Origin of the sequence: Paenibacillus ottowii (assembly GCF_006874425.1) — a bacterium.
GTDB classification, from domain to species: domain Bacteria; phylum Bacillota; class Bacilli; order Paenibacillales; family Paenibacillaceae; genus Paenibacillus; species Paenibacillus ottowii.
Map to the genome: position 1 here is coordinate 175,667 of NZ_VIJZ01000009.1, position 19,282 is coordinate 194,948.

The following is a 19,282-nucleotide window of genomic DNA, read 5'->3' on the forward strand; positions in this document are numbered from 1 at the left end:
GTATGAGTTATTCATCCCGTTAACCATTCACCCTAATAATCATTTAGTCTATAAAAAAAGACCCTCCAGGCCTTTTAGCCCTTCAGATCCTCTGTTTTGAATTTATAAGGTTTTGAGTCTTTGACTCACTCATTTTCCTCGCCCAAAATACCCCTCTATTTTCCAGTCCACGCCAACTTGCGTTACGCTCAAATCCTGCAAGGCCACCGCATCGCTCATTGCAGATGCGCCCTCTCCCCCGAGAAAGCCTGGAGCTGTGCGCCCTCCAACCAGCTTCGGTGCCATATACAGCACCAGCTTGTCTGCCAGTCCTTGCTGCACGAATGAAGCGTTCACCTCGGCCCCGCCTTCCACGAATACCGATGACACCTCGGCCGCTCCCAGAATATCCAGCATTTGCGGAAGGTTGACTCGCTCACTGTTTTCATCTTGTGTCGGATATACCTTCACACCAAGCTGTTCCAGCTGGCTTCGCTTACCTTCATCGTAAGCCCTGCCTGTGAATATCCAGGTCGGCGCCTCTCCATCTGTAATAACACGAGCATCCAATGGAATACGCAGCTTGCTATCCAAAATGATACGAATCGGATTCCGTCCCTCTGGTAAACGAGTCGTTAGCTGAGGATTATCATGAATCACGGTCTGTACACCGACCAGGATGCCTACATGCTCGTGCCGAAGACGATGCACATCCTCCCGTGCAGCTTCAGATGTAATCCACTTGCTTTCCGAGGTCCGGGTGGCAATTTTACCGTCCAGCGTCACTGCCGATTTGATCGTAATAAAAGGACGCTTGTTCACAATATATTGATTGAACACTTCATTCATGCGGATCGATTCCTGCTCGCATACTCCGACAATGACTTCAATGCCCGCGTCTTTCAAAATCTGTACCCCTCTGCCGGAAACCAGCGGGTTCGGGTCCAGGGCTGCAATCACCGCCCGGCGAATGCCAGCCTTCACAATCGCTTCCGCGCATGGGCCTGTCCGGCCGTGATGGGAACACGGCTCCAGCGTTACGTAAATCGTCGCCCCCTGAGCCTGTCCACCCGCCATACGCAAGGCATGAATCTCGGCATGTGGCTCACCGGGCTTCAAATGAGCCCCGATCCCAACGATACGGCCATTGTTGACAATGACTGATCCGACGAGCGGGTTCGGTTCTGTTTGCCCTTTGGCACTTCTGGCATTTTCCAGTGCCAGGCGCATATATTTTTCGTGAGTGTTCATAGAACCTCCCTGAGATCGGAATCCCGCAAATGGCCGGATCGTTCTACTTTTGTATTCAAATACCGTTCATTATATTGCGACACATCACCCCAGAGCGGCATACGACCCACTACATTCATCCCCGATTTCTTTAAGGCATCCAGCTTTTTAGGGTTGTTGGTGATCAGCGTTACCGGTTTTTGTCTCAAGTGCTGGAGCACACTTATGGCATCCACATAATTGCGCGTATCATCTTCAAAACCCAACTGATGGTTGGCTTCGACGGTATCCATGCCTTCTTCCTGCAAAATATAAGCCATGGCTTTGCTAAACAAACCGATCCCGCGACCTTCATGATTAGCCAGATAGAACAATGCACCTGTTCCATGTTCTACAATCATTTTCATCGACTGGTGGAGCTGAAATCCGCAATCACAGCGCTTGCTACCAAAAATATCTCCAGTATGGCAAATACTATGCATGCGAACTAAAGCATTTTCCGAACGTTGGAGATCACCGTACACCAAAACGCTCGATTGTTGTCCCTCCGCCAAATTCAGTGTAGACAGTCGCTTCACAATCGTCTCAGCATTGGCATTCAGTAAGTCCTGACGATCTTCCTCGTCCCGTACAGGCAGCCAGCAATACCATTGAAAAACAACGGTCTCTTCTTCCAAATTAACTGGCAGCTTGATCGGTCCTACCAATATCGTCGAAGATTGCTCTCCACGAACGGTTTGAATTTTATCGTTAAGTAGCGTAGCTACATCTTTTATATTCATCTCTCTGCACCATCCTTTATATAAACTCTATATATGAAACGCCCTCTATTTTCTCAGGCTAATCGTTGTTGTCAGGTTTTTATATCATGTTACTATGTGTAAAAAATGTTCATGAAACGTGGATTCCATGATCAGCTGACGCTCCTGAAGCTCAGTGACAGCCTGCCGTCGTCCGTCTTCGAAAGCCTTCAGATCTTCTGCATTATACGCCTGCTGGCGTAGACGAAGAAGCTCACTGGCCAGCACATCGGCATCCTTCAAAGCAGCGTTCAAGCCAAAAGCTCCTGTAGGTGTCATGGTATGCGCTGCATCTCCAATTAGGACCAGTCCGTTCCGTACCCAAGTGTCACTGCGGCTGCTGAAAATATCCAACGGTACGAAGTCCTTCCATGAACGAATCTGATCCAGTACACTATGCTCCAAATCCGGAAAAGCGTCCGTAAACAGCTGTATAAAAGGTGCAAAAGATTGCTTAAACAGGGTTGAAAAGCTGCCTTCCTCCACATTCCAGCCAATTTGAATATAGCCTTCGGCCTGTGAAAATAAAGCCAGTTGCCCTCCGTTGACCAGCGCTAGACGAGTAACGGGCTCCCACCCGGCAGGTGCCGTGATTTTGGCCCATAGCAGATCATAGCCGTGACGAATGTTCGTCACAGGCATCTGTGCCAGCTTGCGCACAGTCGAATAGCGGCCGTCTGCCCCCACAATCAACGAACTGTGAATCGTAACCTCATGGCCGTCCTTGTCGCGAGCGGTCAAGCCCGTATACCCCTGCGTGCTGTTACCCTCCAACGCAGTCACAGTTGTACCTGCCAGGTAACAGAAGGACTCGTAGGTGGACGCCTGCTTGAGCAGAGCTTCCAAAAATCGAGGTTGTGGAATGTGCACTCCCACATTACCATGGTTTGAAGCTGGCTCGACCGTTTTGACCAGCTGCTGATGCTGCCAATACTCGATTCTTGTAGAGGCGAGAATATGATCCTCTTGAATTTGTTCGAGCAGCTTATGCTTCTGGATCACGCCCTGACCCTCATCATTTAAAATTTCACCACGGAAAGCCTTTCCGGGCACGCTCTGCCGCTCAACCAATATCGTGGAAACACCCTGCTCTGCCAGTAGACAGGATAACAAAGTCCCTGCGGGTCCTCCTCCAACTACACACACTTCACATTCCAGTATCATATGACTTCCCCCTGCATCCAAACCATAACCACGCGATTCGTTCGTACCTGTTCATTTTATTTTATCATTAATCATATCAAAATAAGTTCAATTTTTAAGTATTAATATATAGAGCTTCGTCTCAAATCCAACAAGTTACTTTATGTAACAAAGTATATTTATATCATTCAATTTCGTCAAGTAATAAATTTATGTAAAGTAAAATCATTTACTTTTAACAGTGAATCGTTAATAATAGGAGCATGAGGTGATCACATGAACATTCCGCAGATGTGTCCACGGTTTGAAAAAGCTATGGAAGTACTGAGCAAGCGTTGGACGGTGTTGATCGTATTTCAACTCACGAATGGCCCGCAACGTTTCGTCGCGATTGAGAATTCAATTCCTAATTTAAGTGGAAAGGTCCTTTCGGACCGTTTGAAAGAGCTGGAGGAAGAAGGAATCATACAACGTACGGTTTATCCTGAGAAGCCCGTGCGGATTGAATACTCTCTTACGGATAAGGGACGCGATTTAGCTCCTTTATTTGACCATATCGGTACCTGGGCTACACGCTGGATTGAGGTTCTACCCGCACTTGAACAGCAGTGATTCATATTGAAGCAAAGAACGCCTTTGCTCTAAGTACAATTCGTACTCATAGCGAAAGGCGTTCTTTTTTCATATGACAAAGCGATAATGGTCGACCTTAGATCGTATCCAAAATTTTAGGCGTTGCCCTCACTGCTGCGTTGCATTTCTTCACGAATGGATTGCACCCGCTTTTTCCCCCAGTCATACATCATCTCCACAATTGGTAAAATCGTCATTCCCAGTTCTGTCATTGAATACTCCACCTTTGGGGGCACTTCCGGATAGACTTCCCGGTGTACAATACCATCTTCCATCAACTCCCGTAGCTGGTTGGTCAGCACTTTATGCGACAGCTTCGGAAACAGTCTTTGCAGGTCACTGAACCGATGCGGCCCTTCCACACCCAAATGCCATAAAATAACGACCTTCCATTTCCCACTTAGTACAGATAACGTTAGTTCCTTTTCGCAGTTGTAGTCTCCGTTTATAATTTTCTCCCGTATTTCTTCTCTCAGTGTATCAGACATATGTCAATTAACTCCTTCTAAATCATCATGATCTTGCACACTATTAGTAACCTGCAGGTAACCTCCGTACTTGAAAGTGCATTCTTCACAGCCTAGCAAAGCCACCCTACAATAGTAGATAACGTTACACATTCAAGGAGGAATAGAATATGAGTAAAAAAGCTCTTTTTATTATACCCCCAGAGCGCTTTAATGAGGATGAATTATTTAAACCCAAAGAAGCGCTGGAACAAGCAGGCGTTACCGTGACACTAGCCAGTACAAAAACAGGCGAAATTATGGGTGACTACAACGGTAAAGCGACGGCTGATCTTGTTTTTACAGACGCTGTGCTGGCTGATTATGATGTGGTATCTGTGATTGGTGGATCAGGAACGAATGATCATCTGTGGAATAACGCGGATCTCCAGGCTCTGCTGAAACAAGCTCATAAGCAAAAGACTTTAGTGAGCGGCATCTGTGCAGGCTCTGTGGCCGTGGCTCAAACCGGATTGCTCTCTGGAAGAACAGCTACATGCTATCCAGTGGATGTACAAAAGGATCAACTCCAAGCGCATCAAGCCGAATATCTCGCTCAGCATGTCGTTGCGCATAGCGATATTATTACAGCCGATGGCCCAGACGGAGCTCAGGAGTTTGGGAAAGCCCTCGTTCAAGCTCTGCAATAAGCACATTCTCGAAGTTCAGATAGCACTTTAAACAGCACTCCAACAAGCCGCATCACGTCCTTTCTATTGTATGGGACCTGATGTGGCTTCTTTGTGTCATTTTCATGTTGAAGTGATTAATTTAATTGTATGGTCCTGGATTTTCGTGTTAGCTTTAAGGAATAGACGTTTAGTATAGGAGGCTTATATGCCGTGTTTATGAAAGGCAAAATCCATTTACATCAGGTAACGTCCGAATCGTTGCGACTGGGCGCCTTACTATCATTAGTAGGGGGCTTTTTGGACACATATACCTTTGTTGGAAGAGGCGGTGTTTTCGCCAACGCACAGACAGGCAATATCGTGCTGCTGGCTGTTAAAGTCATTCAGGGGCACTGGGTTCAGGCATTATCCTATATCCCGCCCCTGATCGCCTTTTCACTGGGGGTTTTTGTTGCTGAAGGGATTAAACGAAAATCAACCCACCGTTTAACTCCGGACTGGACCCGCGCAATTCTTTTACTGGAAATTGCGATTTTTTTCATCGTGGGATTGATTCCGCAGGAAGTTCCCAATACGGTAGTAGTGGTGATCGTCTCGTTCGTCGCTTCCGTGCAAATGACTTCCTTCCGCAAGCTCATTGATGTGCCGTACACCTCCACGGTCAGCACCGGTAACCTCCGATCAGCTATCGAGGCTGTGTATGTCGCCGTAACGACCAAGGACACGAACGCTGCCATTCGAGCGATGCGTTATGGTGTCATCCTGGCCGCCTTCTTGGTAGGAGCCTTGCTGGGGGGATTCCTGACTTTGACGATTGGGGATAAAGCCGTTTGGGGCGCTGTTGTTGCACTTATTTTTTCTTTTATTTTATTTACAGAAGAGGAAAAGTGGAAGCTGCCGCTGCGTCACTAATCCTCCATTACATCAGCCCTGAATGAACTGCCGCTGGGCCGTTTCAAAGAAATTCAAAAGGTCATTGCGGGACGAAAATGCTGCCTGAGCAGATTGGTTGCTACCGCCCCCTTTGCCCTGGAACGCGCCCAGATTTTCCTTTAAAAACGCTCCGCAGCTAATGGATTGGGTACCGTTGTGTGCCAGAATGATTTTGTTTTCTGCTGTTGTGGCAAATAATACAAGCAAATCATGCTCAGCGGTCAGCTTGGCAGCCAATTGCTGTATCTCCTGAAAGGATTTTTGTTCGAATACACGAGCAAGAACATGCCCCTGCACAGCAGACAGCAACTCTTTTGCCTGGTATGATGCATTTTCCTCTTGCAGGAGTTCTACTTGCGCCTTGAGCTGCTTGTGCTCCTGCTCCCACTTTTCGAATCGGGTCAAAATATCCTTCCGTCCGGTATTGAACTTCGCAGATAACACGTCCAAAATCCGAACACCCTCATTAAAGTCATGGAGTGCGCGAGCACCACATTTGAAATGGATTCTGGCCATCCCTTTTTGCTTTTCCCATTTCAAGCATTTAATCATCCCAATTTCCCCGGTCTGAGCCACATGTGTACCGCCGCAAGCATTATATTCAATGCCCTCGATCTCAACAATTCGAATATTTTCCGTCACTTTAGGCATTTTCACAAGTGGAATGTCCTGCAATTGCTCATGGGTTACAAAATAGCTTTTGATGCTGCGGTTATTGTAGATTTGCCGATTGGCTTCCTGCTCGATTGCCGATAGCTGGGCAGAGGTTATATCCGAACAGTTGACATCAATTGTGGCGTACTCTTGTCCCAAATGAAAGCTCTCTGTACGCGCACCCAACAGCTCTAGGCAAACCGCTGATAGCAAATGCTGCCCGCTATGCTGCTGCATATGATCAAATCTGCGCTCCCAATCCAATTGGCAAGCCACTTCCCCCTCCTCCGGCAAGCGTTCTACCTGATGCCAGATGTCCCCGTCTTCGAGGACAACATCTAATACACGAATGCCCTGTATCGTTCCTGTATCACACGGCTGACCTCCGCCATGCGGATAAAAGGCCGTTTCCTCAAGCATAACAAAAAATGCTCCGTCTCTTTCCATGCTCTGTGTAATATAAGTGTTCCACTCCGTAAGATTTGGAGCAGTGTAATATAATTTGGCAGCCATTTCAGTCCCTCACTTTTGGGTATTCTTTGTCTTGTCTCGTCCGATATTCACTTATTATCAAGCACTTCACTGTAAATATCAATGTAGTGAATAGCTTGAACATTCCAGCGCACATGGGGAAGACAGAAGCTAGCCAAGCAGACTGTGGGTACTGCTTCTGAAAAGGGATCACCATAACCCCTTGTTTCAGCAAGCACAACTAGTGGTGATAAAAGGATAGTCTCTTCTGTAGAAATAAAAAGGGTTAAGTGCCGTCTAACGAGCCTTAACCCTTTTTCAACAATATTAAATTATCATTGTTATCAGAATAATTTTCACTTATATGCCAGACCTAATTGATAAGCGTGCTCCAGTAAACCTACAATGTATTCTTTCGACTCGGACAAAGTATCATAGAAGAACTCCACCTTGGACTCTCTTACTCTTGCGTAACCAGCAATGGCTTTATTCAAATAACTAGTAACCAAATCGTGATATTCATACTTGATTAGATGTTCTTTAGTCCCTCCCGCCAAGCACATCCACAAAACCTGCTTCGTCGTAAATTCCTGAAGTAAACCTTTGTTCCAGACTTTATCTAGGTACCCTTTTAGCATGAAAGGCACACTGTACCACCATAGTGGAAACACAAAGACCAGAGCTTCCGCAGCTGCAATTCTATCCATCTCTTTCCGCGTTTCAGGAGCATATTGTTTATGGGTCGTATTCCAATCCAGCTCATCTGCAGCGCTGTACACCGGATTGTATCCATCCCGATCCAAGTCCAGAATATCTACCTCGTGCTTATTCTCTTTCAATCCCTCTACAAAACGAGTCATGACCGCAAGGGTAAGTGAATCTTCTCTAGGATGCGTGACGACCAATAGAACTTTCATGTATCTGTAACCTACTTTCTCCTCATAATTGTTGAACCCTGTCTACAGATGCTATTATGGATGTTATACATTAGAGTGTGAAGTACGCACTTCAATGTGCTGTAGGTACTTTAAGGTTCCTTAGTGCCTTTTGTACTACAGATCGGAGAGGGGGAAAGTCTATGGAAGACAAAGCCAAAACCTATATGCTCGGGATCGAGGCAACTTTGGAGGTCATCAGTGGAAAGTGGAAAGGCATCATTCTGCATCATTTAACCAGCGGCAGAAAACGTACATACGAACTTCGTCAACTCATTCCGAAAATCACCCAAAAAGTGCTTACCCAACAGCTTAGAGAGCTTGAAAAGGATGGAATCATTCACCGCATCATTTATAACCAGGTTCCACCCAAAGTGGAGTACGAGCTTAGTGAATATGGATGGGATTTTAAAGATTTGCTTGATCGTTTTTGCTTATGGGGAGAAGATCATTTGGATAGGATCTATGGAGATAAAACAAAGGTGCTTGAAGAGTATTCTGTGAAGGAAAAAAACGTCAAACAAGCACCACCTCTTTAAAGAGGCGTGCTTGTTTGAAATACTATGGCTGTGCACCTTGTTTATTCACCAGTCTCCGCAAATTTCCGAATACGAGTCCCTAATTCATCCCGTACACGCTGGAACACGCTCCATTGCTCCTCTTCTGTTCCTTGTGCTTTAGCCGGATCATCAAATCCCCAATGTTCACGGCGAACCTGCGGAGGTGTGATAGGACATTTATCAGCAGCATCTCCGCATAAGGTCACAACTAAATCAGCACTATTCAACAAAACAGAATCAATAATATCTGAAGTTTGACCGGAAATATCCAGCCCAACTTCATTCATCGCTTGCACCGCTTTAGGGTTGAGGCCGTGTGCTTCAATGCCCGCACTGTATACATTCCAACGGTCTCCCAAGTATTGTTTAGCCCAACCTTCTGCCATTTGACTGCGGCACGAATTACCGGTGCACAAAAAGTAAATTGTCTTCTTTTCCATCATTAACATCTCCTTCAATGTTCCATTATGAAATGATTAACCACAGATATAAGCCCAGCAGGGTAATAAAAAGTGTAGGAATAGTTAAGACGATGCCTGTTTTAAAATAAGTGCCCCATGAAATTTTCACGTTTTTCGAACGAAGCACATGCAGCCATAATAATGTGGCTAATGAACCGATTGGAGTTATTTTCGGTCCAAGGTCCGACCCAATGACGTTAGCATAAATCAGTACCTCTTTGACCATACTGGTTGTATGAGTGGCATTAATGGCAAGCGCATCAATCATGACCGTAGGCAAGTTATTCATACTCGAAGAGATAATCGCCGCAATAAAACCCATGGCCATGGTGGCTACAAACATACCTTGATCAGCAGCCGCTTGAATCACGTGGGACAGCAGATCCGTCAAACCGGCGTTACGCAAACCATACACTACCACATACATTCCGATAGAGAAAAATACGATGGCCCATGGAGCTCCCTTAATGACTTCTTTCATGGGTACCACAGGACTTTTTCTAGCCATCAGCAAGAAAAGGATGGCAATGATACCAGCCACCACCGAGACGGGAATGTCAAAAAATTCGCATACAAAGTAGCCAATCAACAATATTGTGAGAACGATCCAGGACATACGGAACATCTTTGGATCTTTTATCGCAGTTGCAGGCGTGATTAACTGTGTCGCATCAAACGTTTTAGGAATTCTTTTGCGAAAAAAGAGATACAGTACCACGATACTAGCCGCTAAGGAAAACAGATTAGGTATAATCATACGACTCGCATATTCCATAAAACTGATTCCAAAGAAATCGGCTGACACAATATTAACGAGGTTGCTGACTACTAGCGGAAGCGACGTCGTATCTGCAATAAATCCGCTTGCTATGATAAAGGGAAACACCATTTTCTCATCCAATTTCAGTGCCCGAACCATCGCCAGTACAATTGGAGTTAAAATTAAAGCCGCTCCATCATTGGCAAAAAAGGCAGCAACTATGGCACCCAGGACGCTCACATAGACAAACATCCGGGTTCCGCTTCCACGGGCTATCCGTGCCATGTGAAGTGCTGCCCATTCGAAGAAACCTATTTTATCAAGGACTAATGAAATCAGAATAATGGCAACAAAAGCTAGTGTTGCATTCCAGACCATTCGGGTAACTTCCCAAACATCATGCAAATCCACTACACCCACCAACAAGGCGAGTATAGCACCGCCGCAGGCAGACCATCCAATGGACAGATGTTTAGGCTGCCAAATGACCAATACTAAAGTGACTAAGAATATAATACATGCCAAAAAAATCAATGTTCTAAAACCCTCCATTACATTTACATTTCCTTATAAATATATACTTATATTAAAAACTGGTCGGCTACATAACCTAGTTGATCCAATGTGTGACGTCTTTCGATTATATAACTAATGCTTAAATACTAATAGAGCTCAACTTTAATATCAAGAACGCTCAATACTTATTTGTTCACCAATTGCATAATCCAATCTTTTATATCAACGATGCGCAGGGTTTTGGGTCGTGTATTCGTTCCAGAAATAATTAACGGGACAAGGGAATCTTTTTCGTGCAGCGATCCATGGGCTCCCCCTCCGATGTGGGTAGGGGAACTTTCGCCGACGAGTTCATATCCTGGTTGGACTGTGACGACAACATATCTCCCTTCATGTGAATTTATTGCCCCGTGTAGTCTCGCCAAAACGTCTGGATATTTTCCATATTTGATCCGGTTGTTATGGATCGTAATATCCACTAGATTCGTTTCGCCCGATAATGTCCATGATTGTCCATATTCATCGGTCAATTTCCCACCGGGACGATAAGAAAACAGACCACCATTTTTCCCCTTTGTAATATGAATATTATTTTTGCCATCTTTCATAGCAATAATGTCGAGCTTATCCTCATGCTGTAAAGACTGCACCACGTCAGACAAATCCACGTTATTGTTAATGGCATAGATATAGGCCATCCGTTCATTAGCGGCAATCACGATTTGGTCATCATTTCTTACGGGTTGATTTAATTTTGCAATACGGTAATGGCTCAAATGAGGTCTTAAATCAACAGTGGCTGCCTGTCGATCATCATATACAGCGCTTTGCGCGCTGTCACCCATGACAATCCAAATCGCACTGTTTGCAGCCTCTTCCCATGAACCGTATGCGTTCAACACAGTTTGCAGTGCTTTGTCCGCTTTTTCAATTCCCTTTAGTTGATTGGGACCCTTTCTATGCGCCAAATTATCATTCTCTGGGAAGTAGGTGATGGTTACGTCTGGAAGTTTTTTCTGACTGATTAGAAAGGCGGTATCCTTTGCGGAAAATTCGTCATTCATCCCGAATTTTTTCCACACAGGAGTGTTCCAACTATTTTTCGGGTTCAATTGTGCCAGAGCTGCATAGGATAACCATTTGGGTCCTGTGACTGTCATTTGTTCTGGCACCCTGTTGCTATTGGCTATAATGTCAGGCACTTTTAAAGCATGTTTCGTATTCCCCCTAAAAACAATAGCATTAATGGACGCGGATTCTCTCCCTTTGTCAGCCAAATCTTCATGTAGGGTTTTCGTTTTTTTGTTCAAATGAACTTGATTTAATTGGTAAATTGCATCCATAAATACTTGCAGTTGGTCTATCTTCAACGCTTCCTTGATACCATTGCCATAAAAAATCATGCGTTTCTTGGGATCACTGTACCAAACGAGACCAGGCACATGGTGTTGGTCAGCATACGTTCCCGTTAACAATGTACTGTCGATTGTTACAGACATCGTGGGAAATGAACTCACTACATGTGGGAAGTATTGCCCTTTACGAAGGAGAAATCGCATTGCGGGTGCACGGCCTTCTTGCATCGCTTCTTGCAAAGGCTTATCCATTAAAGAATCAATCAAGACCACAATGACCGGTTTTTTGCCAATTTGATTTACAGCGACATGCGGCTTCACACTCTGTTGCTTTAGCTGTTGACCAGAGTCCGCCCTACAGCCCAAGACCAATAACAATAAACTTAGCATTAGTACAATGGTAACTTTATTTTTCATGCCCATATATGCGTCCCCTTTTTTAGAAAAGCAATCCCCTTCTTCTTATTATTTTTTCTTGCACTAAAAAATTTATTCCTACATTAGATCATTGGGATAAAAAGGGGACACCTGCAACAAAGTTACAACTCCAATGAATTTTTTAGATCTAATAGGTCAAATTTAAAAATCAAAACCATTTAGGAAGAGAGTATAACGATGACTACAACAAACTTACACGAATACTCCATGCATTATATAGATTCCGGCGAAGGAACGGCCATCCTATTCATTCACCCTCCAGTACTCACAAGCTTAAGTTTCACATACCAGATCCAAGGGTTATCGCCCTATTTTCGAACGATCGCTTTTGATATCAGAGGACACGGTAAAAGCCTGCCTTCCGAGCAAACGATTACTTACCCGCTCATTGTAGAGGATATTAAACATTTGATGGATCGGTTGAACTTGGACAAGGTATTTTTGTGTGGATATTCGATCGGAGGCTCGATCGTATTAGAATTCCTCTTAACTTATCCAGATCGGGTATGGGGAGGGATTGTGATCAGCGGGATGTCAGAGGTAAATGAATGGCGGCTAAGAAACAAAATTTCGTTGGGCATTGCTCTTTCCAAGATCGGCGCAGTTGGTACAATTGCCCTTTCTAACGCTTGGTCACAAACGAAACGATTATCTTTATTTCGCAGGTTATTTAACGATGCGAAGAAGGGAAATCCCAGGAATGTTGAGCAATTTTACCGTTACAGCTTGAAGTACAACTGTACCTCACGACTGGGGGAAATCCAGCTTCCCGTCCTGCTCGTTTATGGTAAAGAGGATCAACATTTCCATCGTTATGCCAACCTATTGCATCAGCAATTACCGAAGAGTGAGCTTATTTTCATCAAAAAAGCTGATCACCGCCTTCCTACGAAGGCCGCTGGAACATTGAATGAACTGATCAAGCAGTTCGCAGATCGCTTCAGCCCTTAATACACATCCTAAGTGAAAAGTCGAAGTTGCTCATCAAAGTGGAAAAAATTATATACTATTATATACAATGAAAATATACAAATTATGCTAAAGTCATATATAGTTTAGTTAGGATAGGTATGTATTGTTCTGCTTCTAAATTGGAAGGGGTGTAAAAATGAAATGCTAAAGCGTATTCAAAATCTTTTCGTTATCCCCAATTATCCGCTATTCATGATCTGTATGTTATTGCAAGGTATGGCTATTTCCATAACTGCACCTTTTTTAGCCGTATATTTTACAGGCACACTTGGCGTATCCGTGGGAACCTTTGGTGTATTTACAGCGGTGACTTTGATTTGTGGTATATGGATAAGCTCTCTTATTGCCAAACGTTCCGATACCGGACTGGATCGCAAGCAAATTTTAGTGATATGTACGTTATTTAATGCGATAGCCTTCGCAGGATATCTTGTAATCCAAAATTTTTATATACTTTTTGTCTATATGACGATCTTTACGGCTATGGGTGCCCCTGGGATGCCTCAGTTATTTGCCAGTGCCCGTGAGGCGGTAGATCGCAGTAAATCTGCGGACCATGCCTTTGCGAATTCAACGCTTCGTTCTATGTTCTCGCTTGGCTTTATTACCGGGCCGCTCTTTGGTTCCTTCTTGATTACACATACGGGTTTTAAAGGTATTTTTATAGGTACGACTTCTATTTTTGTACTTATTGCCGTTCTGCTATTCTTTTTTATCAAGCCGTCTCCTGTTCAGCTTAAACATAAGGATCAACTTTCACTTCATCACATTTCATTACATAAAAATATTGAAATTCTGATCCCCTTCTCCGTTCTTACTTTGCTTTATACGTCTCACTGGATGAATAGTTTGAATATTTCCTTGTTCATTATTCACAATTTAAAAGGTAACACGAGTGACGTTGCTCTAGTAGCCAGTATTTGCGCCATTTTGGAAATCCCCTTGATGCTCATGCTGGGCGTACTGGCAGCCAAATACTCCAACCGTTTGCTTGTATTTTTAGGGGCACTAACAGGCGTTGTCTATTATCTGCTCGTCCTTATGTCTACGGAGATGTGGCAACTATTCGCGGGGCAGCTTCTTCTAGCCTTCTTTGTTGCAGTGATTTCAGCGATTGGTATCAGCTATATGCAGGACTTGTTGCCAACTCTCCCTGGATACGCCTCGACGCTGTATTCCAATGCGACAACAATCGGAAGACTGGCCGGGAGCTTGCTAGGCGGATTGTTCGCTCAATGGATGGGTTATCGAAACTCCTATTGGATATGCTTATTCCTGATCCTCTGCTGTCTTGGTCTGCTGGCGATTTCAAAAAAATTAGAGTTTGACAAATCGGCTGCTCTACACGAAAGAAATCACAGTCTATAGGACGACGCCAATACAAGAAGCAGCACGTAGCCTGGACGAGAAGCCAAAGTCCAGTTACGTGCTGCTTTTATGACGATTATGCCACGCATATTCCTGATTGGTTAAAATCGGGTGCTGCCGTACACGTACCCTATTTTTCTATAGTAGAGAAACGACTCATAATTGCATCAGCCGCATACATATAACCGCCAGCCTGACGGAGTGATTGTCCAATTACATGGGCCTGTTGTTTATAGATGGGTTGGTTCAATACCTCTACTAAAGCAGCTTTTAAGATAGCAGGTGTGAGTTCATTTTTATTCACAGCAATACCCGCTCCCAGCTCTTGCACCCGGTTGGCTACGATCGGCTGATCCGATGTCATCGGAACCAGGACCATCGGCACGTTGTAATACAAGGCTTCGCTCGCACTGTTCATTCCTCCATGTGTAATAAAGGCATCTACACGCTGGAGCATTTCTAGCTGCGGAATATAAGGCTTGATCATAAAATTGTCCGGGATATTGTCTGTCAATAACTCCATCTCCGCAAATTGGCCTGATGACAGTACAAATTGCACGGGCAAATCGCGAAATGCTTCAAAGCAAAGCTTATAAAACTCCAAATCCCTATTAAGAATAGTTCCCAATGAGATATACACAACCTGCGGATACAAAGCACGAAGCTGTTCAAACGGAAATGCAGGCGCATCTTTACGTGGTACAATAGAGGGACCTGCAAAAATATAGCTGTCATCCAGCTCTTCGACTTGCGGTTGAAAATAACGGCTTGTATACACGATCTTTAGGCTGTGGGAATGTGAATCAAGCTCATCCATAGCAGGTGCGGTAACCTGAAACTCCTCAGCTAATTGATATACTACTTTCATCGTCTCATCATAAAGCTCTCTCACTTTTATATCATGATCATCCCAGCCTTGATCAGATCCCAGAGGCTCTACGAAAGCAAACGAGCAGACCGTGCAGACCGCAGGTATTCCCAGCCTCTCTGCTATAATTCTGCCTCCCCAACCCATCAGATAGTCATAAATTAAGTAATCATACTCCTTATTTTCAATTTCCTTCAAAACCTTTGGAATAATCGGTTCAATCAAACCTTTAACGATCATATTCACGAATTGATAATGATGTTTATATTCAGCCGGCTTTAATACAGGGTTATGAATAAATGCATCCGCGCCAAATGGATAGGTGATCAGGTTTGCTCCTGTTTGTTGAATTCTCGTACCAAATTCCTCTGAACACACATAATCTACTTCTTCCCCCCTATCGACCAATTGCTTAATCAATCCTAATGACGGGTTAACATGGCCTTCAGCAGGCGTGATCACAACCAACACACGTGCCATCCTACACCTCCGACATCATAATATATTCAAAAAAAACGCTAGTTTTATCCATGATGATGACATATATCGCATATTCAATATATAAAATATTTACCATAAAAACAAATGATTTCATTTTTAGATCATGTATGTATCACATCAAAATTGCTCATAAACACGCGCATAAGCGGGGGAACGCTTAAAGCGCATCCCCCCGCTTATCTATTGAACATTAGATTTATAGACGCCAATCCCAATGATCGGTCCCGCTCAGAACAGCTTCAACGGTGTACTGGTTGGCTTCGTCAGCCATAAGCTGTTTGGCCCAACGTACACGCCCGCTACTTTCTGCACCTGGTCCAAAGTTGTCGAACTCTCCAAATCTTGCGGTCTGCTCATTGGATTCCTTCCCCCAATTGTTCCAGCCACCTGGCTTGATATGATCATCCATATAGGTCTTTAAAAAAGTAACATGAGCGTAAGACCGCCAAGGCCGCCCAAGATCCACCTTGCCTGTCAATCCAGCCTCGCTTGTCAGACGACACTGAGTAAATACAAAACCCGGCTGGTTCTCTTCTGTTGAAGCTGCTGTCACATAGCCGGCACGCAGGCTGTGTATGATCGAATTATCAAATACGGCAGGTGCATTGCCAAATATAAAATCAACACTGCCACTGATGTAGCTGTCCTTAAAATACTGTCTGCCACGGTTCACAAGCAATGTATCCTGTAGGCCAGTAATTTTGACATTGTGATACTTGCCACGATCACCTTCGGCATATAACGCTACAGCCTGCACCTGTCCGGTTCCTTCTGTGTTGGCGACCGTCACATTTTCCAACACAAAATCAGGGCTTTGCACACGCATGGTATAGCTGTTGCTCGTTCCTAACTCCTTTCCGTCCACCACCGTTTTGGCCGTATCATCAAAAGCAATGATCGTTTTGTCCCGATCTTCTCCGATAATGCTCAGATTTTTTTTGGAGGAGTTCACCTTAATTTTTTCCCGGTACGTACCGTTTTTGAGATGGATCACAGTCCTTGTGTTGCTGTTGTCAGGGACTGCATCAATAGCTGCCTGAAGGGATGTATAGTCAGCAGGGCCATAGGTCGATACAACCACACTAGTAGGAGAGGTTCCTCCTGAGCCTGTTAGCTTGCGGATCGTAACATTGCTGAATTCCGACGTATTGTAATTCCATACATCGTTTTGCTGTTTGGATGCATCGGTAGCTAGCCCGAATAATAGCGGTTGATGATCTGAAAAATCTATAACGGTTTCACCAACCTTCTCCCAGTTCGTCACACCGTCGGTGGATACCCATCCGGTAAGCTTTTGCCCTTGTCGCACCAGACGAACCGAATATGGCGTTGTAATAAACGTCTCCATTGACGCTCGTTTCGTTTTACCATCCGTTTGATCACGACTGATAAGAATGCCCTGTTTGCCATATTTAACAAATGCTAAAGACATAAAGGCCATTTTTGATCCAGGCTTCAGTGATTCACGAATCATTACACCTGCTTCGGCATTATCGTCTACAGGAGTAATCTTCTCCACACGGGCTGTAAGTTCGCCGTCTCCCTCCCATTTCTGATAAGCATAATGGAAAAGATCAGCCTGCCCGTCAATATCCCCCGCCGATTTTAGGCGTATGCTGCTGCCGTTTGAATCTTCTTTTAATACCTGAGTGTTCCCTTGGATATAGCCATCGTTGCCCTCAGAGCCAACCTCTTCGCTGAGCCAGCTTCCCGTTGGTGCAGTCGTGTTGACATGAATGGTGACAGGATTGGAAAATGTAGCATTTCCCTTACGGTCCGTCACCCGTGCAACAATGTAGTGTGTACCGTCCGTCACATGGTTCCAATCGATTGGATAAGGCGCATTTTCTACTTTTCCGACGAGTTTGCCGTCAATGATAAATTCAACGTGAGCAATGCCATCTTGGTCCTTGGCCATTGCAGTTATGGTTGCATTACGTCCCGCTTCCAAAATATCGTTATGCTTCAATGAACGTCCGCCTTCATCCGATACCTGTACGGCGACCTCGGGATTACCCACCTCACTTCCATTGGACAGCTTCGCAATGAGATCATTCAAATAGACCTCCAGATTCGTGTAGCCCTTGGCAAAATGAGCATACTCCCCTGTGCCGGCAAGCTGCTGACCGTTACGGCCGTCTGCATTTTTGGGGTCCAGCCCATGGGCACGTTCCCATTCATCCGGCATGCCATCAAGATCACTGTCAGTAAGCTCCGCGGTGGTTACGCTATAATCATCATATATCCACCCTGCTTCCCGTGGGGAGTTGATAAATGCACCCGTTCCATTCTTCACATCATTCATAATGCGGGCATCCACTGCATCTCTTCTTGGCAGTGTCGCTCCTGAACCGGCAAGCACCTCAGCATAAGCGGTCTGTGCATCTGTCGCTTGATATGGACCATACGCATTCGGTGAAATCCCGTTGTCGTATTCGCCTCTGACTTCAATCGGCTCTGCCAAACGAGTGGAAGGATCAATAATCGACCCAATGGATGTTCCAAGCTGCCAGTTGTCTTTGGTAACCGAATCGTTCCCATACATGTAGTTGCCACCAATAAACATGCGTGTTTTATATTTTTCACTTCCCACGTCTACAAAGATTTGACTACGAACGTCCTTATATGTGTTAGGACCATACTTATAATAGTTATTCAGCACATTATACGACCCTTCACCGCCGCCATAGGAAGAGAAAAATCCCCAATTATAAATGACGTTATTGGTCATTTCCACAGCATCGATTTGTTTTTTATCGGTTGGGAAACGCGGATTGCGGCTTGCATTGTGAGCCAGCAAGTTATGATGATAGGTGGAATTTCGACCACCCCATATGCCGCCGTAGCCGTGGCGACCTTTCTGGTGTGTGGTCATCAGCATACTTTCGGACGCAATGGACCATTGTACCGTCGTATTTACGTTATCGTACAGACTCAGTACCTCATCCACCGACCAGCTAAAGGAACAGTGATCAATCATAATATTTTTATGATATCTGGAACCTAAAGCGTCATCCTCGCTGGAGTAACGGTCGGTTAATCGAAAACGCAGGTAACGAAGAATCACGTTATCTGCATCAATCCCTGTCGTGTAATCGCTTACAGTTATGCCGTCGCCAGGAGCTGTCTGACCCGCTATCGTCAGGTTGTTGCCCAAGATTTTAAGTGGTTCCTTAAGATGAATGGTTCCACCCACCCGGAATACGACCGTCCGATTATCGGAGCTGACCGCTGCTCGAAGAGATCCGGGGATCATCTGCTCCCCTTTGCCGTAGTCTGCCAGCGTGGTAACTTCGTATACTTCACCTCCGCGTCCGCCGGTAACATATTTACCGCCACCCTCAGCCCCCGGAAACGCCGGAATATTCGTCGCTGTTTTTTCTACCTTTTCCACTTTTGCCAACTCTGTTCCTACCGCAGTCTCTGCTTGGATCAGTGGCGGGCACAAGGTCAACAACATTGAACCCACAACCACATTACATAGCACCCTTTTCCATGTACGTTGCTTGCTCATATTCTGTTTCCTCCCCAAGATTTTCTTTCACATCAGCGCACACTTTTATAAAA

Annotated in this window: 17 protein-coding genes; 6 read left to right on the forward strand and 11 right to left on the reverse strand. The window is 44.9% G+C overall.

Annotated elements, in window-relative coordinates:
* Positions 1-129: 129 nt before the first annotated feature.
* From ribD to FKV70_RS20365, 3 genes are all read right to left on the reverse strand, one after another.
* Positions 130-1,230 carry a bifunctional diaminohydroxyphosphoribosylaminopyrimidine deaminase/5-amino-6-(5-phosphoribosylamino)uracil reductase RibD gene (gene ribD / locus FKV70_RS20355; RefSeq protein WP_142614022.1) on the reverse strand — a complete coding sequence of 367 codons (1,101 nt, stop codon included), beginning with the start codon at positions 1,228-1,230 and terminating at the stop codon, positions 130-132.
* Positions 1,227-1,991 carry a GTP cyclohydrolase II gene (locus FKV70_RS20360; protein ID WP_064797277.1) on the reverse strand — a complete coding sequence of 255 codons (765 nt, stop codon included), beginning with the start codon at positions 1,989-1,991 and terminating at the stop codon, positions 1,227-1,229. Before FKV70_RS20360 ends, ribD begins: the two co-directional genes overlap by 4 nt.
* A gap of 84 nt (positions 1,992-2,075) precedes the next feature.
* On the reverse strand, positions 2,076-3,173 hold the full coding sequence (locus FKV70_RS20365; RefSeq protein ID WP_142614023.1) for an FAD-dependent monooxygenase: 1,098 nt from the start codon (positions 3,171-3,173) through the stop codon (positions 2,076-2,078).
* 255 nt (positions 3,174-3,428) lie between these two features.
* On the opposite strand from FKV70_RS20365, the gene FKV70_RS20370 reads away from it, so the two are divergent.
* Positions 3,429-3,764: a winged helix-turn-helix transcriptional regulator gene (locus FKV70_RS20370; protein ID WP_142614024.1), complete on the forward strand. Its 336-nt coding sequence runs from the start codon at positions 3,429-3,431 to the stop codon at positions 3,762-3,764.
* 116 nt (positions 3,765-3,880) lie between these two features.
* Here the strand turns inward: FKV70_RS20370 and FKV70_RS20375 are convergent, their stop codons facing one another.
* Positions 3,881-4,273 (reverse strand): winged helix-turn-helix transcriptional regulator, encoded by a 393-nt coding sequence (locus FKV70_RS20375; protein WP_063212900.1) that lies wholly within the window; start codon positions 4,271-4,273, stop codon positions 3,881-3,883.
* A 149-nt stretch (positions 4,274-4,422) separates the two neighbouring features.
* Here FKV70_RS20375 and FKV70_RS20380 point away from each other — a divergent pair, with 149 nt between their 5' ends.
* On the forward strand, positions 4,423-4,941 hold the full coding sequence (locus tag FKV70_RS20380; RefSeq protein ID WP_142614025.1) for a DJ-1/PfpI family protein: 519 nt from the start codon (positions 4,423-4,425) through the stop codon (positions 4,939-4,941).
* Between the two features lie 192 nt (positions 4,942-5,133).
* On the forward strand, positions 5,134-5,835 hold the full coding sequence (locus FKV70_RS20385) for a YoaK family protein (RefSeq protein ID WP_063212898.1): 702 nt from the start codon (positions 5,134-5,136) through the stop codon (positions 5,833-5,835).
* 12 nt (positions 5,836-5,847) lie between these two features.
* Here FKV70_RS20385 and FKV70_RS20390 read toward each other — a convergent pair whose 3' ends face one another.
* The gene (locus FKV70_RS20390; RefSeq protein WP_142614027.1) at positions 5,848-7,023 is read right to left on the reverse strand and encodes an alanyl-tRNA editing protein; all 1,176 of its coding nucleotides are present in this window, start codon (positions 7,021-7,023) and stop codon (positions 5,848-5,850) included.
* Between the two features lie 314 nt (positions 7,024-7,337).
* Positions 7,338-7,898: an NAD(P)H oxidoreductase gene (locus FKV70_RS20395; protein ID WP_142614029.1), complete on the reverse strand. Its 561-nt coding sequence runs from the start codon at positions 7,896-7,898 to the stop codon at positions 7,338-7,340.
* 161 nt (positions 7,899-8,059) lie between these two features.
* Between FKV70_RS20395 and FKV70_RS20400 the strand changes: the two genes are divergently transcribed.
* The gene (locus tag FKV70_RS20400) at positions 8,060-8,455 is read left to right on the forward strand and encodes a winged helix-turn-helix transcriptional regulator (RefSeq protein ID WP_142614031.1); all 396 of its coding nucleotides are present in this window, start codon (positions 8,060-8,062) and stop codon (positions 8,453-8,455) included.
* Between the two features lie 41 nt (positions 8,456-8,496).
* On the opposite strand, the gene arsC is transcribed toward FKV70_RS20400, so the two are convergent.
* The 3 genes from arsC to FKV70_RS20415 all read right to left on the reverse strand — a co-directional run bounded on the left by arsC (position 8,497) and on the right by FKV70_RS20415 (position 11,991).
* Positions 8,497-8,916: an arsenate reductase (thioredoxin) gene (gene arsC, locus FKV70_RS20405; protein ID WP_063212894.1), complete on the reverse strand. Its 420-nt coding sequence runs from the start codon at positions 8,914-8,916 to the stop codon at positions 8,497-8,499.
* 25 nt (positions 8,917-8,941) lie between these two features.
* The gene (locus FKV70_RS20410; protein ID WP_142614033.1) at positions 8,942-10,231 is read right to left on the reverse strand and encodes an arsenic transporter; all 1,290 of its coding nucleotides are present in this window, start codon (positions 10,229-10,231) and stop codon (positions 8,942-8,944) included.
* 167 nt (positions 10,232-10,398) lie between these two features.
* Positions 10,399-11,991 (reverse strand): alkaline phosphatase family protein, encoded by a 1,593-nt coding sequence (locus FKV70_RS20415; RefSeq protein ID WP_142614035.1) that lies wholly within the window; start codon positions 11,989-11,991, stop codon positions 10,399-10,401.
* 192 nt (positions 11,992-12,183) lie between these two features.
* On the opposite strand from FKV70_RS20415, the gene FKV70_RS20420 reads away from it, so the two are divergent.
* A complete protein-coding gene (locus FKV70_RS20420; RefSeq protein ID WP_142614037.1) occupies positions 12,184-12,957 on the forward strand; it encodes an alpha/beta fold hydrolase in 774 nt (257 codons plus the stop codon).
* A gap of 162 nt (positions 12,958-13,119) precedes the next feature.
* Complete coding sequence (locus FKV70_RS20425) at positions 13,120-14,346, forward strand: sugar efflux transporter (RefSeq protein WP_142614039.1); 1,227 nt, start codon at positions 13,120-13,122, stop codon at positions 14,344-14,346.
* 130 nt (positions 14,347-14,476) lie between these two features.
* Here FKV70_RS20425 and FKV70_RS20430 read toward each other — a convergent pair whose 3' ends face one another.
* Both FKV70_RS20430 and FKV70_RS20435 read right to left on the reverse strand, forming a co-directional pair.
* A complete protein-coding gene (locus FKV70_RS20430; protein WP_142614041.1) occupies positions 14,477-15,694 on the reverse strand; it encodes a macrolide family glycosyltransferase in 1,218 nt (405 codons plus the stop codon).
* Between the two features lie 217 nt (positions 15,695-15,911).
* Positions 15,912-19,229, reverse strand: coding sequence for a pectinesterase family protein (locus tag FKV70_RS20435; protein ID WP_142614043.1), 3,318 nt, complete (start codon positions 19,227-19,229; stop codon positions 15,912-15,914).
* Between the last annotated feature and the right edge of the window lie 53 nt (positions 19,230-19,282).

What these genes read in the sequence shown, in the direction of transcription:
- ribD (WP_142614022.1), bottom strand. Translation starts at nt 1,230, where the DNA reads ATGAACACTCACGAAAAATATATGCGCCTGGCACTGGAAAATGCCAGA.
- FKV70_RS20360 (WP_064797277.1), bottom strand. Translation starts at nt 1,991, where the DNA reads ATGAATATAAAAGATGTAGCTACGCTACTTAACGATAAAATTCAAACC.
- FKV70_RS20365 (WP_142614023.1), bottom strand. Translation starts at nt 3,173, where the DNA reads ATGATACTGGAATGTGAAGTGTGTGTAGTTGGAGGAGGACCCGCAGGG.
- FKV70_RS20370 (WP_142614024.1), top strand. Translation starts at nt 3,429, where the DNA reads ATGAACATTCCGCAGATGTGTCCACGGTTTGAAAAAGCTATGGAAGTA.
- FKV70_RS20375 (WP_063212900.1), bottom strand. Translation starts at nt 4,273, where the DNA reads ATGTCTGATACACTGAGAGAAGAAATACGGGAGAAAATTATAAACGGA.
- FKV70_RS20380 (WP_142614025.1), top strand. Translation starts at nt 4,423, where the DNA reads ATGAGTAAAAAAGCTCTTTTTATTATACCCCCAGAGCGCTTTAATGAG.
- FKV70_RS20390 (WP_142614027.1), bottom strand. Translation starts at nt 7,023, where the DNA reads ATGGCTGCCAAATTATATTACACTGCTCCAAATCTTACGGAGTGGAAC.
- FKV70_RS20395 (WP_142614029.1), bottom strand. Translation starts at nt 7,898, where the DNA reads ATGAAAGTTCTATTGGTCGTCACGCATCCTAGAGAAGATTCACTTACC.
- FKV70_RS20400 (WP_142614031.1), top strand. Translation starts at nt 8,060, where the DNA reads ATGGAAGACAAAGCCAAAACCTATATGCTCGGGATCGAGGCAACTTTG.
- arsC (WP_063212894.1), bottom strand. Translation starts at nt 8,916, where the DNA reads ATGGAAAAGAAGACAATTTACTTTTTGTGCACCGGTAATTCGTGCCGC.
- FKV70_RS20415 (WP_142614035.1), bottom strand. Translation starts at nt 11,991, where the DNA reads ATGGGCATGAAAAATAAAGTTACCATTGTACTAATGCTAAGTTTATTG.
- FKV70_RS20420 (WP_142614037.1), top strand. Translation starts at nt 12,184, where the DNA reads ATGACTACAACAAACTTACACGAATACTCCATGCATTATATAGATTCC.
- FKV70_RS20425 (WP_142614039.1), top strand. Translation starts at nt 13,120, where the DNA reads ATGCTAAAGCGTATTCAAAATCTTTTCGTTATCCCCAATTATCCGCTA.
- FKV70_RS20430 (WP_142614041.1), bottom strand. Translation starts at nt 15,694, where the DNA reads ATGGCACGTGTGTTGGTTGTGATCACGCCTGCTGAAGGCCATGTTAAC.
- FKV70_RS20435 (WP_142614043.1), bottom strand. Translation starts at nt 19,229, where the DNA reads ATGAGCAAGCAACGTACATGGAAAAGGGTGCTATGTAATGTGGTTGTG.